Below are 13,098 nucleotides of genomic sequence, written 5' to 3'. Positions count from 1 at the left end.
TTGTCTTTTCCTCATAAGCCGCTCCGAATCGGTAATTGATTCGGTAAGAAACTCGACGTGCTCTGCAGGTAGTCAAAGAACCACCTGATTATATAACTGAACTGCGGGATTAATTGTGACTGTTTCCAGTCAACACTCTGTGAGAAGCCGGTAAACGTATCCAGAAAGAACAGCATGGCAGAGACTATCAGAACACCTCGCAGCGCGCCAAAACAGACACCCAGCACCCTGTCAGTTCCTGATAAACCAGTACGTTCAACCAACGAACCAATCACATAGTTAACAATAGCCCCGACGATCAATGTCGCGATGAACAAAATGCCGATGGCAATTCCGTTGCGAACTACTTCATCTTCAAAACGCGTGAAATAGACAGCAAGGTAAGTGTAAAAATGGCTGGCAACAAAAAACGCACATCCCCATGTTACAAGTGACAATGCTTCACGGACAAAACCCCGGATTAAGCTGACCAATGCAGAAAATCCGATAATCCCTATAATGACGTAATCAATCCAGACCATGACTATTCCAATGACGAAATCGCCGCTGCATCCTGTTCGCGGCGAATTCTAACAGAAAAAGAAAACGTTTGCGTAGGGGAATTCTTACCCGCGACAAATTAAAGTGCGGCGATTTTAAAAACAACAATCGCCGCACAAACTTAGCTCAAAAACCCCGTACACCCTGATATCTTAACTCTCGGCATAAATCTTAACGCGCCGTGCCATAGGGCTTAACTTGCCCATTCAGGCCGCTTAATGAATTAAGCTCTGGCAGCGCAGATTGCAATTTTTGTTTTGACGCATCTGGCCCGACATACACACGGGTTATTTGGCCTTGAACCGGCGTTGTAGGCACCGTAAACGCCCGATGACCTGACAAGCGCAGCGTCGCCACGATTTCATTCACTTTAGCTGCGTTTTTCAACGCGCCCAGTTGGACGACATAAGCCTGCCCTACCGGTGCTTTTTCTTCTGTGACCGGTTTAGTTTCCGGCTGAACGTCCGGTTTAACCTCAGGTTTAGGTTTTACTTCCTGCGGTTTTTTCTCTACCGGTAGCGGTTTGACCTCAACCGGTTTCTTCTCAACAGGTTTCACCTCAACCGGCTTACTCTGTATCACTGGCGGTGCCACGATAGTCGGTTCAGACGGAGGGTTACCAGCATCATTAGCAGCCTGAGAGGCGGAATCATCTTTGGGGACATCCACGGCTTGCGCCGCACCTTCCGGTGGAGCAATAGGCAGAGGTTGACTGACCGGACCAACCGCATCGATCTCCTGACTATCACCTGGTTTTGGCACTAATGGGATAGCGGCGAACTCATCCTCATAATGCTTCTTTTTACCATCCAGTAGCCCCGGCAGCACAATCACGCCTAACGCCACCAGAATTATGGTCCCGACTAAACGGTTCTGGAACTTACTTGCCACTCGCACTCCCAATTCAATGCCTTGATAAACTCAAGTTGTCACAAATTCAGGCTGTCATAAATCCAATACAGCCATCACATGAGCGACAGTATGGAAAGAACCACAGACAATAACCACATCCTGTGGTTTTGCATCCAACATAGCCTGACGCCAGGCCGTTTCTACATCGCTAAACTGGCGTGATAACTCCAAATGCTCGGCTAATTGCTCCGCCGTCGCCCCACGCGGCCCTTCAAGCGGCGCGCAGTACCATTCATCGACTTGTTCAGATAAACAGGCCAGCGTCCCGCCGATATCTTTATCTGATAGCATACCTACCACAGCCCGTACTTTACCGTGTTTTGGCAATCGAGCCAGCCTGTCGGTGAGATAACGTGCTGCATGCGGGTTATGGGCTACATCCAAAATCAGCAGTGGTTGCTCACTGACAACCTGAAAACGCCCTGGCAAACTGGCAGCCAACAAGCCCTGGCGAATAACCTTATCGCTTAAAGGCAGGCCAGAATAGTGCAATACGGCCAAAGCTGTCGCCGCATTTGCCAAAGGTACGTTTGGTAAGGGTAGATTGGTCCAATGATGGTTGCCACACTGCCAATCCCAGGCATTTTCTTGTTTTTCACCTGGCTGTTGTTGGCTAAACCGCCATGCGTCATCACGGCGATACAGTTGTGCCCCCAATTGCGCCGCAACATCGGCAATCGACTGCGGCATATCCGGTTCGCCAACCACGGCAGGTTTCCCCGCACGGAAAACACCAGCCTTCTCGCGGCCAATGCTTTCTCGATCGAAGCCCAACCAGTCAGTATGGTCTATGGCAATACTGGTAATAGCCGCAACATCAGAATCGACTATATTGGTCGCATCCAAACGTCCACCCAGCCCCACTTCCAGAATCACTACATCAAGTTTAGCCTGCTTAAATAATTGCAGCGCAGATAAGGTGCCAAATTCGAAGTAAGTCAGTGATATACCCGCGCGCCCGGCTTCAATTTGAGCAAAAGAGTGGCTGTGTTCAGCCTCAGACAGTTCTTGCCCCTGAATACGGACTCGCTCGGTGTAACGCAAAAGGTGAGGTGAGCTGTAAACCCCGACCCGCAGACCCGCTGCAAGTAAAATTGATTCCAGGGTACAACAGGTGGTGCCTTTGCCATTAGTACCGGCAACGGTGAAGACTTTTGGGGCAGGGTTAAGCAGATCCAAACGCTCAGCAACCTGTTTAACACGTTCCAGACCCAACTCGATTGGTTGAGAGTGCAAACGTTCAAGATAGTAAAGCCACGCGGCCAAAGGCGACGTGGCTTGGGGAATTTGATGGTTTTTCATGAGTCCCGTCACTGGCCTTTATACCCATCATACTTCAAGCTGCATGTGCGTTGACTGCTTTCGTTGCTCGGCCCCCGTCCATGGACCTCGCCTCTGCGAGGCCGCTGCAAGCAGCGTTCAAATCGGTTCCTGACCGATTTGTCACCCGAATCAATGACTAGCGTCAACTCATCAGGATTATGAGCCTCTAATGAGACTCACCCTGCGGGCCAGCGCAAGCGATGTTCAACATGGTTTACAACCAAGTTGTCACTCAATTGCCGCCTTCCTGCAACTCAAATTATTTTGGGTAAATATTTTCTTTTTTAAAGCTATAAAGCTTAAGTTGCGACAATGCACAACAACCGGGCATCACCTTATCAGGGTGATGCCCGCGTGGATAATCAGGCTTCGGCCTGATTATCCGCCTGAGCAGTATCGGCTTTACTCTCAATCACACTGGGTTGTGGCTGATGCGTTAATTTAGACAAGATGCTGGCAATTGTCTGACGCATCACCGGGCGGCGAACGATCATGTCGATAGCGCCTTTTTCAATCAAGAACTCACTGCGCTGGAAGCCCGGCGGCAGTTTTTCCCGAACGGTTTGCTCAATAACCCGTGGACCAGCAAAACCGATTAAGGCTTTTGGTTCTGCGATATTGATATCACCCAACATTGCCAGACTGGCGGAGACACCACCCATGGTAGGATCCGTCAGCACAGAAATGTACGGCAAGCCACGCTCTTGCATTTTAGCCAGAGCAGCACTGGTTTTTGCCATCTGCATCAGTGACATCAATGCTTCCTGCATACGAGCACCACCACTGGAGGAGAAGCACACCAACGGGCAATTATCTTCCAGCGCCTGCTCAACTGCACGCACAAAACGGGCACCCACCACTGACGCCATTGACCCACCCATAAAGGCAAATTCAAATGAAGCGGCAACGATCGGCATCCCTTGTAAGGTCCCTTTCATGGCAACCAAAGCGTCTTTTTCGCCGGTATCTTTTTGTGCGGCAGAAATGCGATCTTTATACTTTTTGGAATCCTTGAATTTCAGGATATCCTTCGGCTCCAGTTCGCTACCCAATTCAACTTCACTGCCTGCATCCAGTAGCATATGTAACCGTGCACGGGCTGTCATACGCATATGGTGATCACACTTAGGACAAACTTCTAGATTACGCTCTAACTCGGCACGGTAAAGCACCTGACCGCAACTGTCACATTTCGTCCACACCCCTTCAGGAATACTCGCTTTACGGGTTTGTGTAATATTGCTTTTGTTAAGAATTCGTTCAATCCAGCTCATCGATGACCTTTCTGTTTGAACCTGGCTGTTGCCAGTCCGCTGTTCATGCTTTAACCATCTCCCTGAAAACATCCCAACAAAAAATGCCTGAGATACACGCCATTACAACGTGGCTAAGGCACTGGAACTCGGGTTGTCCGCAGGAACAGACCATAAATGTCACTCATTAAACCATATTGGCTCGACAGTGTAGATAAAAAACTGGTCGAACCCACGGCTTAGGTAACGTTTTTACTGATTTTTTTGCCGTGATTGCGCGCGCCGATGCCGCCATACCTCAAATACACCCGGCAAAATTGACACCACAATAATGGCAACAATTAGCAATTTCAGATTGTTCTGCACGATAGGTACGTTACCAAACAGATAACCAGCATAGGTGAATAACAGTACCCATACCAACGCCCCAATCACGTTATAAGCCGCAAAGTGGCGATAAGACATTTTACCCATTCCGGCGACAAACGGCGCAAAAGTGCGGATAATCGGGACAAAACGTGCCAAAACAATCGCTTTACCGCCATGTTTTTCGTAGAACTGATGGGTTTTTTCCAGATAGCTGCGGCGGAAAATTTTGGAGTCCGGGTTACTGAATAGTTTCTCTCCGAACACCCGTCCAATGGTGTAGTTAATAGCATCGCCCAAAATAGCGGCGGTAACCATCAGTGCCACCATAATGTGCACATTGATATCATTGGACGGTAATGCTGCCAACGCACCGGCCACAAACAGCAAAGAATCTCCTGGCAGGAACGGCGTCACCACCAGACCAGTTTCACAGAATAAGATCAGGAATAAAATGGCGTAAACCCAAACCCCATACTGCGCCACCAGCTCCGCCAGATGGACATCAATATGCAAAATAAAATCAATAACGAAACGTATAAATTCCATAAATACTCTCAAATGGTAAACATACTTGTGCTTTGAGTGAGTGAGATTAGCTGAACTTCCTTAGGTATTCCTTAGCCCAAGGCGACCTCACTCATCAATGTAGAGAAATCAGTCGTCTGCCAAAAAAAGGGGTCCCATTGGCGCTGTTGGTAGCGCAAAGCGTTCGGGGTAATCAACCGCGACTAAATACAACCCTTCGGCTTTCGCTGTTGCCGCAGCACGTGATCGGTCTTTCAGTGCCAGCAACTGGGCCATCCAGTTGACATCCTGATTACCACAGCCAATCTCAATCAAGCTACCAACAATATTACGCACCATATGATGAACAAAAGCGTTGGCCTTGATATCTACCACGATATACGCGCCATGTCGGGTAACTTTGACATGTTTTACATTTCGCCATGGGGTACGCGACTGGCACTGTATCGCACGAAACGAGGTAAAATCATTCTCGCCGAGTAAACATTGCGCCGCTCGTTCCATTTTTTCAGCATCCAGCGGCAGGTAGCAATGGGTTACCCCTTGCGCCAACACCGCTGGACGATAGCGATGGTTAAAGATGATATAGCGATAACGGCGGGCAGTAGCGCTGAAACGGGCGTGAAAATCGTCATCCACTGTTTTTATCCAGCGTACGGCGATATCTGGAGGTAAATGGCTATTGACCCCCATCGTCCAGGCGGCATCTTTACGCACCGCCGAGGTGACAAAATGCACCACCTGCCCGGTGGCATGTACACCAGCATCAGTGCGCCCAGCACAAAATACGCCAATGGATTCATCGGCAACTTTTGACAAGGCAGCCTCCAAACAAGCCTGCACACTGGCAACCTCCAACTGCCGTTGCCAGCCGAAATAGCGGCTGCCGTTATATTCAATACCCAGCGCAATTTTTATACCGGCCGTTTCAGCCACTATGTCTTGTGGCTGAGCCAACTCGAGTTCGGACATCAGTACAGTTGCTCCTGCAACAGGTGCTCCGCCGTTTCAATCGCCATCAATGCGCCACCAAAACGAATGTTGTCGGCCACTGACCAGAACTGCAACACTTCGGGAATGCCATAGTCATTACGCACACAACCAATACTCAGCACCTCACTGCCCGAGGCATCACTGACCTGTGTTGGATAATCATCCTCTTCAGATAATTGGATATCTTCGCAATTTTCCAGTTCGCTGCGCGCTTCATCTGCGGAGATTGGGCGCAAGGCTTCCAGATGAACCACTTGTGCCTGACCGTAAAATACCGGTGATTGAATGCAACTCACCGAGATAGGCAGACCTTCGTCTTGCAATACTTTGCGCACCTGATCAACCAGACGGCGCTCTTCACGCACACTGCCCTCTTCATCAGCCAGCAACGGCAACACGTTAAATGCCAGTTGTTTGGCGAAGATACTTGGCTCCGCAGGAATGCCATTTAACAACTTGGCACTTTGACCGGCCAGATCGTCCACAGCGGCCTTGCCATGGGCGGAGGCTGAAATCAATGCAGTGACATGCACGCGGGACAAGCCAGCCTGTTCCGTCAGTGGTTTAATCGCCGTCAGCAACTGGCTGGTCAGGCTATCGGCTACCGCCACAATATTGCGATTGCGATATTCTGCCAGCACCTGAGGATTCACACTTGGCACCACCAGCGGTACATCTGGTTCCATCGCGAACAGGCCACTGCTGTCGATAACCAAGCAACCGGCATTCGCCGCTTCTTCCGCATAGAGTTGTGAGGCTTCGCGCCCGGCAACAAAGAAAGCTAACTGCGCCTGAGACCAGTCAAATTCAGCAACATTTTCAACCAGTAAACTTTTACCATTAAAGCGCACAGAAGCACCGGCGCTGCGTTCGCTGGCCAGCGGATACAATTCACCAACCGGGAACTGGCGCTCATTTAACAGCTCCAGCAAAGCTTCACCTACTGCGCCCGTTGCTCCTAACAGAGCAATATTCCAGCCGTCAGACATGTTGGTTTTCTCCACTAACGTTCATTAAATTACAAGGGTTCATTCAGATACTAAGATCGATTGAAAGAGAAAGGCGGTAAAAAACCGCCTGACAATCAATAAATTAACGTTTATACCGCGCTTATAATAACTGTGTACTAAAGCCTAATTTCTGCAACAGTTCAGCACTGGCAGCATCATCGCACTGCACGCAGAGTGATGACCACTCACGGCGTTCCTGATAGTGCTTACGCAGCCGATCAAACTCACCGGGGATACCGGCCACATGGCGCAGTGGCGCATCATCGCGGCGCACATCATACACCAAGTGCATCAATCGTTTTAATTTGCCTTCATCCAACGCACCGTTCAGTCTCAAGTGGCTAAACTCCGGTTGAGGCAATAAAGAAGCTAGCTCTACCGACTGCGGCTGCCCCAGATGTTGACTAAAAGCTTCAAACACTTGTGTGGTACCACGTGCTTTACCTTCCAGCGTATAGCCGGCGATATGTGGCGTCCCGATATCAATCCGCCCTAACAGCGGCAAAGATAATTCCGGTTCCGGTTCCCATACATCCAGAACCACGCTGAGTTTTTTACCTTTTTCCAACGCACCAAGCAGCGCGGCATTATCCACCACGGCTCCGCGGCAGGCATTAATCAGAATACGGCCATCCGGCAAGGCTGCCAGTAATTCATCGTCCGCCATGTGCAGGCTTTGATAAGGGCCGGTTTTATTCAACGGCGTATGGAAAGTGAGAACATCTGCCTCTCGCACCAGTTTTTCCAGCGGCCAGAAAGTGTCGTTATCACCTCTGTCTGCTCGTGGTGGATCGCACAGTAAAGTCCGCACACCAAGGGCTTGTAGCCTGGTATTCAATCTGGCCCCGACATTCCCCACCCCAATAATACCGACAGTTTTGTCACGCAATTGGAAACCATCACGTTCGGCCATCATCATCAGTGCGGAAAAAACATATTCCACAACCGCAATGGCATTACAACCGGGAGCTGCGGAGAAACCGATTCCCTGTTGCTGTAGCCAGTTATCGTCGACATGGTCGGTACCGGCGGTTGCCGTGCCCACAAAGCCAATTGACGTACCTTGCAGCAACGCCTCATTCACTTTGGTAACCGAGCGCACCATCAGTGCGTCAGCATTAGCCAGTGCTTCACGGGGGATTGGCCGCCCCGGCACTGCCTGTACCTCACCTAAACGCCGAAATAGCACATCTGCGTACGGCATATTCTCATCAACCAGGATTTTCACTTTATTCTCCGGCAGCTTACTGCCCTATAGATGAAAAGCAGGGACTTAGTATATACCCAAAGAAGTTGGAGTTGCAGCCAACCCCCTACAGCTTCAGGATGAAGACGATCCCCAAAATCATTAGCGTTGCAGGTAGGCGGCAAGCGAATAAATCCCGATGAGCTGACTCAAGTCAGTGATTCGGGTGCGTGAGCATAGCCAACCCCCTACAGCTTCAGGATGAAGACGATCCCCAAAATCATTGGCGTTGCAGGTAGGCGGCAAGCGAATAAATCCCGACGAGCTGACTCAAGTCAGTGATTCGGGTGCGTGAGCATAGCCAACACCCCTGCGGCGTCAAGGATGAAGGGGATTGTTGCGACGAAAACGCTCCGGCGTAGTCCCTGCAATTTGCTGGAACATGGCGATAAAAGCCGATGAGGAGCTATACCCAACATCCAGTGCGACACTTTGCACGGTTTTGCCCTTTTCTAACAATGAGATCGCATGTAAAAAACGCAGCCGCTGCCGCCATTCGCTAAAAGCCATACCCAGTTCTTGTTGGCAGCGGCGCGATAACGTCCGCTCGGTGGTATAGACCCGCTTAGCCCACTGCGCCAGCGAGGTATTGTCCGCCGGGCAGCGCTCTAGCGCCGCCAGAATAGGTGACAGTAATTTATCCTGTGAGGTGGGCAGATAGGTGCGTTGTACCGGTGACAACCTGAGTTGATCAATTAATACGTGGGCTAAGCGCATATCTTGCTCGCTTTCCGGCATCAATAAACCACGGGAGAAGCAATCTTCCACAATGGTATTAAAGATTGGACTGACATTAATCAGGCAAGCTGATAGCGGTAACTCATCACACAGCGTAGGTGCAATATCAATGGCACGAAATTGCATCGGCTTACGGTTATGGCTGGAGTGCTCCATGCCGGCCGGTATCCAGACACTGAATTCAGGGGGGGCCAGAAAACGCTGCCCGCCGATACTCATCGCTACCACACCTGACTTTACGCAGATCAACTGCCCGTAAGGATGGGTATGCGGCAAAAACTCAGTATTGGCATTAAAGGCCTCACAGCGAAAGGAAAGGCTCAGTGGCACGGTTGTGGCAACCACCGGGAAAGAGGGTTCTGCCATCGTGAACTGTCTCCTGTAAAAAATGATTCCTGCCGAGATTGTCCTAATCGCAGCAGTTATTGTCTGATTTTCAGTATATAGAATAAATCAGACAACTGTAGACTACGTCACATGTTATTTAGATGAGAATTATTATCATGAATATGTTATTCCCCCTGTTCGCGGTGATCATCTGGTCCATCAATGCCGTAGTCAGTAAGGTCTCTGCCACCGCAATTGATCCCGCCGCCATCTCGTTTTATCGCTGGGTGCTGGCGTTGCTAACGTTAACCCCATTCTTGCTGCTGGGTGTTATCCGCAATTGGCAGGCAATCCGCGTTTATTGGTGGAAATTGATGATATTGGGGATGCTGGGCATGGTGCTGTACCAAAGCCTGGCGTACTACGCGGCTCACAGTGTTAGCGCCCTGTTTATGGGGATTCTCAGTTCGTTAATTCCCTTACTGACTGTGCTTATTAGCATTGTGGTGTTACGAGTCGCCCCCACGGTAGGCATTGCATTAGGTAGCGTGCTGTCATTAGGGGGACTAGTGTGGTTGGTTAGTGCAGGTAACCCGGCACAACTGTTGCAACATGGTATCGGCAAAGGCGAATTGATGATGTTCGGCGCATCGGCATCCTATGCGCTGTATGGCGTATTAACCAAACGCTGGGCGATTCAATTACCCAACTGGCAGTCCCTTTATATGCAGATCGTTTTCGGCGTGGTGCTATTATTGCCTAATTTCCTGATGGCTTCAGATGTGCAATTGACGGCGCAGAATATTCCATTGGTGCTATTTGCTGGGATCCCAGCCTCAATTATTGCGCCTTATTTGTGGATCCACGGTGTGATGCGGTTAGGGGCAAATACTGCGTCGATATTTATGAATCTGACACCGGTATTTACCGCCATTATTGCCGTGGCCTTCCTTCATGAGCAATTACACAGCTATCACCTGATTGGCGGGGGTATCACGCTGGCTGGGGTGATATTAGCTCAGCGCCTGCGCACCCCATTGCGAAGAGCGGCGGCGCAGTAAAAATAAGGTAGCGGCGTATATTCTGCGCAGCTACCCCTGCCCTGTTTTTATTCCGCGCTAACCGCCACCATTGCTGCTTGAGCCTTATCTTTACGATGCAACATCAACACCCCCAGTAATACCAGCGCGCTGCCCAACAATTGGGAGGGAGAGAGTGTTTCGCCCAACAAGAAATATGCAATCACCGCAGTGAAGACCAGTTCCAGCGTTAATAGTAGGCTAGCCACCGCCAAAGAGAGTGTTTTCAAACTGAGATTAAACAGGCCAAACCCCAGTAACGTTGGACCGGCGGCTAAAATTAACAATAGCCCCCAACCAGACCATTGAATGCCATTAGCTCTATGGGATAAGAAAAATAGATCACCCACCATTGGCTGTAACCCAGACAATGGAAACCACAGCAATAACTGATTAAATATCAGTTGGTAGATGGCGGAGAAACCAAAGACGTAAAGAATAGTGTTCCAGACCGGATAACAGCGTTCAGTCGCAATGCGCCCAGCCAGAGTATAAAAGCTGTAACCAATACCGGAGGCCAATCCGATAAATAAGCCAACAAAATTAAAGTCTGATGCAGTAATATTCAGGCCATCGCTGACTAAGAAACAACCCAACAGGCTGATAATAATAACCAGTAATTCACGCCAGCCCATATATTCGTTATAGAAAACCCAGCCGAGAAACACGGTAAAACCGATTGAGCAATAGACCAGAATGGTGGAGATCGACGCACCGTTTAAAGCGACAGATTCAGTCCATAGCCCATTAAAGACCGCCAGCAATAAGCCATATGCCGTATAGAATTTTAGCTGGCACCCGCGTAATTTGGCCCATTCCGGTTTGGTCAGAAGTAAAATAGGTAATAACACCATGGCGACCAGTGCTGCCCGCCAGAAAGCCAATACCGAAGTGGGTAGATGATAATGCGCCGTGAGGATGCGAATTATGATGCCGGTAAAACCCAACAACATGGCACTAATAATCGCCAGCAGATAGCCTTGTCGTTTGCCACTAAACCCGCCGTTGCCCGCCCCGATAGAGCCAAATGCTGATGGGAATAAATCTGCCGGAATCGCCATAACAACCTCATAACTACTTTCAGGATATTAATCAGATAGCGATTGTACCCCCCATGTTCTCTGCCACCAGAGCCACTTTCCCACTGATTGATACAGGCCACTTTTTTCCTCTTGAAGCCTTGTTAACCTTGAGTATAGTGACAATATATTATCCACAGTGAGCCACTTTTGGTCGGTGAGACATGCATATTCCGTTAGATCGCCAGCAAGACATTCCACTGTATCTACAAATCGAAGAGGCATTGCGCCGTGCTATCCTCAGTGGGGTGTTTGCTGATGGCGACAAACTGCCCTCAACCCGCACCTTGGCAGCAGAATTATCAGTGAGCCGCCTCACAGTGGATAATGCTTATGCCGAGCTGGCGGCAAAGGGGTTATTACAACAACGTCGCGGCAGCGGTGCCTATGTCTGTCACCTCTCGCCGCCGCCAAGCCATCCGCATCCACGGCTACATGGTGAGTTCCCACTGGATCGTTTTACCACTGTCACCTCAAGGCTGGACGGGTATGCCGATATCCCCTTACCGCCAGATACCATTAATTTTGCTGCTGGCATCGGTAGCCCCAAAATTTTCCCATTGGATGAATTCCGCCAGATCTTGCATTCAATTCTGCGCCGCCATGCTGAAGAAGCATTCAGTTACGGCGATTACTGTGGCTATTATCCATTGCGCGATACACTCAGCCGCATTCTATCCGCACAAGGTATCCCAACACGGCCAGAGCAACTGTTGATAACCAACGGTTCGCAACACGCCATCAGTCTGATCAGTCAATCACTGCTGGCCCCAGGTGATAGTGTGCTGGTAGAAGAACCCACTTATGCCGAAGCATTAGCCCTGTTCCGCCTGCATAAAGTGAATATTATTGCTCTGCCCAGCGACCAACAAGGCATGAATCTGGCGACCCTGCCTGCGCTGTTAGCCAGGCATCAACCGAAACTTATCTATTGCATTCCCAACTTTAATAACCCCACCGGACGCTGTATGAGTGAAGAGCGCCGCCATCAGTTAGTGCAAATAGCCAGAACTGCTGGGGTGCCGATACTTGAAGATGATTATGTGGGTGACTTGCGTTACAGCGGCAAAAAGCTGCCTTCGCTGCGTTCACTGGCAGCCGCGGGTGAAGTTATCTATGTCAGTACTTTTTCCAAAATGTTACTGCCCAGCATGCGCATTGGTTATCTGGTGGCAGACGCGCCCCATTACATCCAACTGGCGCGCTTAAAGCATGTTGACAGTTTTACCAGCTCGAACCTGATCCAACGGGCGTTGGATGCATTTGTCACTGTCGGGCGCTATGACAAACAACTTCGTCGGGCTTGCCGTTTGTACCGCCAGCACCGTGATGCCATGGTCGATGCCCTCCAGCAGACACTGCCACTCGGCTGCCAGTTTGAAGTTCCTGATGGGGGATTATTTATCTGGCTACAATTGCCAGCAAACGTGCCAATGACTCAATTAATGCCGCTGGCGTGGCAGGCGGGGGTCACTTTCGCTAAAGGTGGCGGGTTTTACCGCGAAGAGTCAGATGGAGAGTTCACCCTCCGTTTGAATTTTGCCGCTAATTCGCCCGAGCTGATTAGCCAAGGAATAGCCAGATTAAGTGCGGCGATTGGTCAGTGCCAAGCATAATATTAATCAAAAAAACGCACCACCAAAAGTCAGACTGAGTCCAACTTTTGGCGTGCGTTTCACTGTGGCGTTGGCTAAACAGCGTTAC

Annotated in this window: 12 protein-coding genes; 2 read left to right on the top strand and 10 right to left on the bottom strand. The window is 49.9% G+C overall.

Annotated elements, in window-relative coordinates:
• Positions 1-11 precede the first annotated feature (11 nt).
• The 9 genes from cvpA to V2A84_RS03585 form a co-directional block, all read right to left on the bottom strand.
• Positions 12-521: a colicin V production protein gene (cvpA, locus tag V2A84_RS03625; protein WP_050112971.1), complete on the bottom strand. Its 510-nt coding sequence runs from the start codon at positions 519-521 to the stop codon at positions 12-14.
• A gap of 190 nt (positions 522-711) precedes the next feature.
• Complete coding sequence (gene dedD, locus V2A84_RS03620) at positions 712-1,431, bottom strand: cell division protein DedD (protein ID WP_083158237.1); 720 nt, start codon at positions 1,429-1,431, stop codon at positions 712-714.
• Positions 1,432-1,485: 54 nt separating this feature from the next.
• On the bottom strand, positions 1,486-2,754 hold the full coding sequence (gene folC / locus V2A84_RS03615) for a bifunctional tetrahydrofolate synthase/dihydrofolate synthase (protein ID WP_083158236.1): 1,269 nt from the start codon (positions 2,752-2,754) through the stop codon (positions 1,486-1,488).
• A 383-nt stretch (positions 2,755-3,137) separates the two neighbouring features.
• Positions 3,138-4,049 carry an acetyl-CoA carboxylase, carboxyltransferase subunit beta gene (gene accD, locus V2A84_RS03610; protein WP_083158235.1) on the bottom strand — a complete coding sequence of 304 codons (912 nt, stop codon included), beginning with the start codon at positions 4,047-4,049 and terminating at the stop codon, positions 3,138-3,140.
• 231 nt (positions 4,050-4,280) lie between these two features.
• Entirely contained in the window at positions 4,281-4,943 is a 663-nt protein-coding gene (locus V2A84_RS03605; RefSeq protein WP_083158234.1) for a DedA family protein, read from the bottom strand.
• Between the two features lie 108 nt (positions 4,944-5,051).
• Positions 5,052-5,894, bottom strand: coding sequence for a tRNA pseudouridine(38-40) synthase TruA (truA, locus tag V2A84_RS03600; protein ID WP_083158233.1), 843 nt, complete (start codon positions 5,892-5,894; stop codon positions 5,052-5,054).
• Positions 5,894-6,904 (bottom strand): aspartate-semialdehyde dehydrogenase, encoded by a 1,011-nt coding sequence (locus V2A84_RS03595; protein WP_083158232.1) that lies wholly within the window; start codon positions 6,902-6,904, stop codon positions 5,894-5,896. Before V2A84_RS03595 ends, truA begins: the two co-directional genes overlap by 1 nt.
• 121 nt (positions 6,905-7,025) lie before the next feature.
• Positions 7,026-8,153: a 4-phosphoerythronate dehydrogenase PdxB gene (pdxB, locus tag V2A84_RS03590; RefSeq protein ID WP_083158231.1), complete on the bottom strand. Its 1,128-nt coding sequence runs from the start codon at positions 8,151-8,153 to the stop codon at positions 7,026-7,028.
• A gap of 336 nt (positions 8,154-8,489) precedes the next feature.
• Positions 8,490-9,275 (bottom strand): AraC family transcriptional regulator, encoded by a 786-nt coding sequence (locus V2A84_RS03585; RefSeq protein WP_372569390.1) that lies wholly within the window; start codon positions 9,273-9,275, stop codon positions 8,490-8,492.
• Between the two features lie 137 nt (positions 9,276-9,412).
• Between V2A84_RS03585 and V2A84_RS03580 the strand changes: the two genes are divergently transcribed.
• On the top strand, positions 9,413-10,297 hold the full coding sequence (locus V2A84_RS03580) for a DMT family transporter (protein ID WP_083158229.1): 885 nt from the start codon (positions 9,413-9,415) through the stop codon (positions 10,295-10,297).
• Positions 10,298-10,344: 47 nt separating this feature from the next.
• On the opposite strand, the gene V2A84_RS03575 is transcribed toward V2A84_RS03580, so the two are convergent.
• A complete protein-coding gene (locus tag V2A84_RS03575) occupies positions 10,345-11,376 on the bottom strand; it encodes a DMT family transporter (RefSeq protein ID WP_442848609.1) in 1,032 nt (343 codons plus the stop codon).
• Between the two features lie 182 nt (positions 11,377-11,558).
• On the opposite strand from V2A84_RS03575, the gene pdxR reads away from it, so the two are divergent.
• Positions 11,559-13,010 carry a MocR-like pyridoxine biosynthesis transcription factor PdxR gene (pdxR, locus tag V2A84_RS03570; RefSeq protein ID WP_083158227.1) on the top strand — a complete coding sequence of 484 codons (1,452 nt, stop codon included), beginning with the start codon at positions 11,559-11,561 and terminating at the stop codon, positions 13,008-13,010.
• The last annotated feature ends 88 nt before the right edge of the window (positions 13,011-13,098 follow it).

This window comes from Yersinia sp. 2553 StPb PI (genome assembly GCF_052217105.1).
Classification (GTDB): Bacteria; Pseudomonadota; Gammaproteobacteria; order Enterobacterales; family Enterobacteriaceae; genus Yersinia; species Yersinia enterocolitica_E.
The sequence above is the reverse complement of the archived record's forward strand: the minus strand, read 5'-3'. Positions and strand labels throughout refer to the sequence as shown.

What these genes read in the sequence shown, in the direction of transcription:
- cvpA (WP_050112971.1), bottom strand. Translation starts at nt 521, where the DNA reads ATGGTCTGGATTGATTACGTCATTATAGGGATTATCGGATTTTCTGCA.
- folC (WP_083158236.1), bottom strand. Translation starts at nt 2,754, where the DNA reads ATGAAAAACCATCAAATTCCCCAAGCCACGTCGCCTTTGGCCGCGTGG.
- accD (WP_083158235.1), bottom strand. Translation starts at nt 4,049, where the DNA reads ATGAGCTGGATTGAACGAATTCTTAACAAAAGCAATATTACACAAACC.
- V2A84_RS03605 (WP_083158234.1), bottom strand. Translation starts at nt 4,943, where the DNA reads ATGGAATTTATACGTTTCGTTATTGATTTTATTTTGCATATTGATGTC.
- truA (WP_083158233.1), bottom strand. Translation starts at nt 5,894, where the DNA reads ATGTCCGAACTCGAGTTGGCTCAGCCACAAGACATAGTGGCTGAAACG.
- V2A84_RS03595 (WP_083158232.1), bottom strand. Translation starts at nt 6,904, where the DNA reads ATGTCTGACGGCTGGAATATTGCTCTGTTAGGAGCAACGGGCGCAGTA.
- V2A84_RS03585 (WP_372569390.1), bottom strand. Translation starts at nt 9,275, where the DNA reads ATGGCAGAACCCTCTTTCCCGGTGGTTGCCACAACCGTGCCACTGAGC.
- V2A84_RS03580 (WP_083158229.1), top strand. Translation starts at nt 9,413, where the DNA reads ATGAATATGTTATTCCCCCTGTTCGCGGTGATCATCTGGTCCATCAAT.
- V2A84_RS03575 (WP_442848609.1), bottom strand. Translation starts at nt 11,376, where the DNA reads ATGGCGATTCCGGCAGATTTATTCCCATCAGCATTTGGCTCTATCGGG.
- pdxR (WP_083158227.1), top strand. Translation starts at nt 11,559, where the DNA reads ATGCATATTCCGTTAGATCGCCAGCAAGACATTCCACTGTATCTACAA.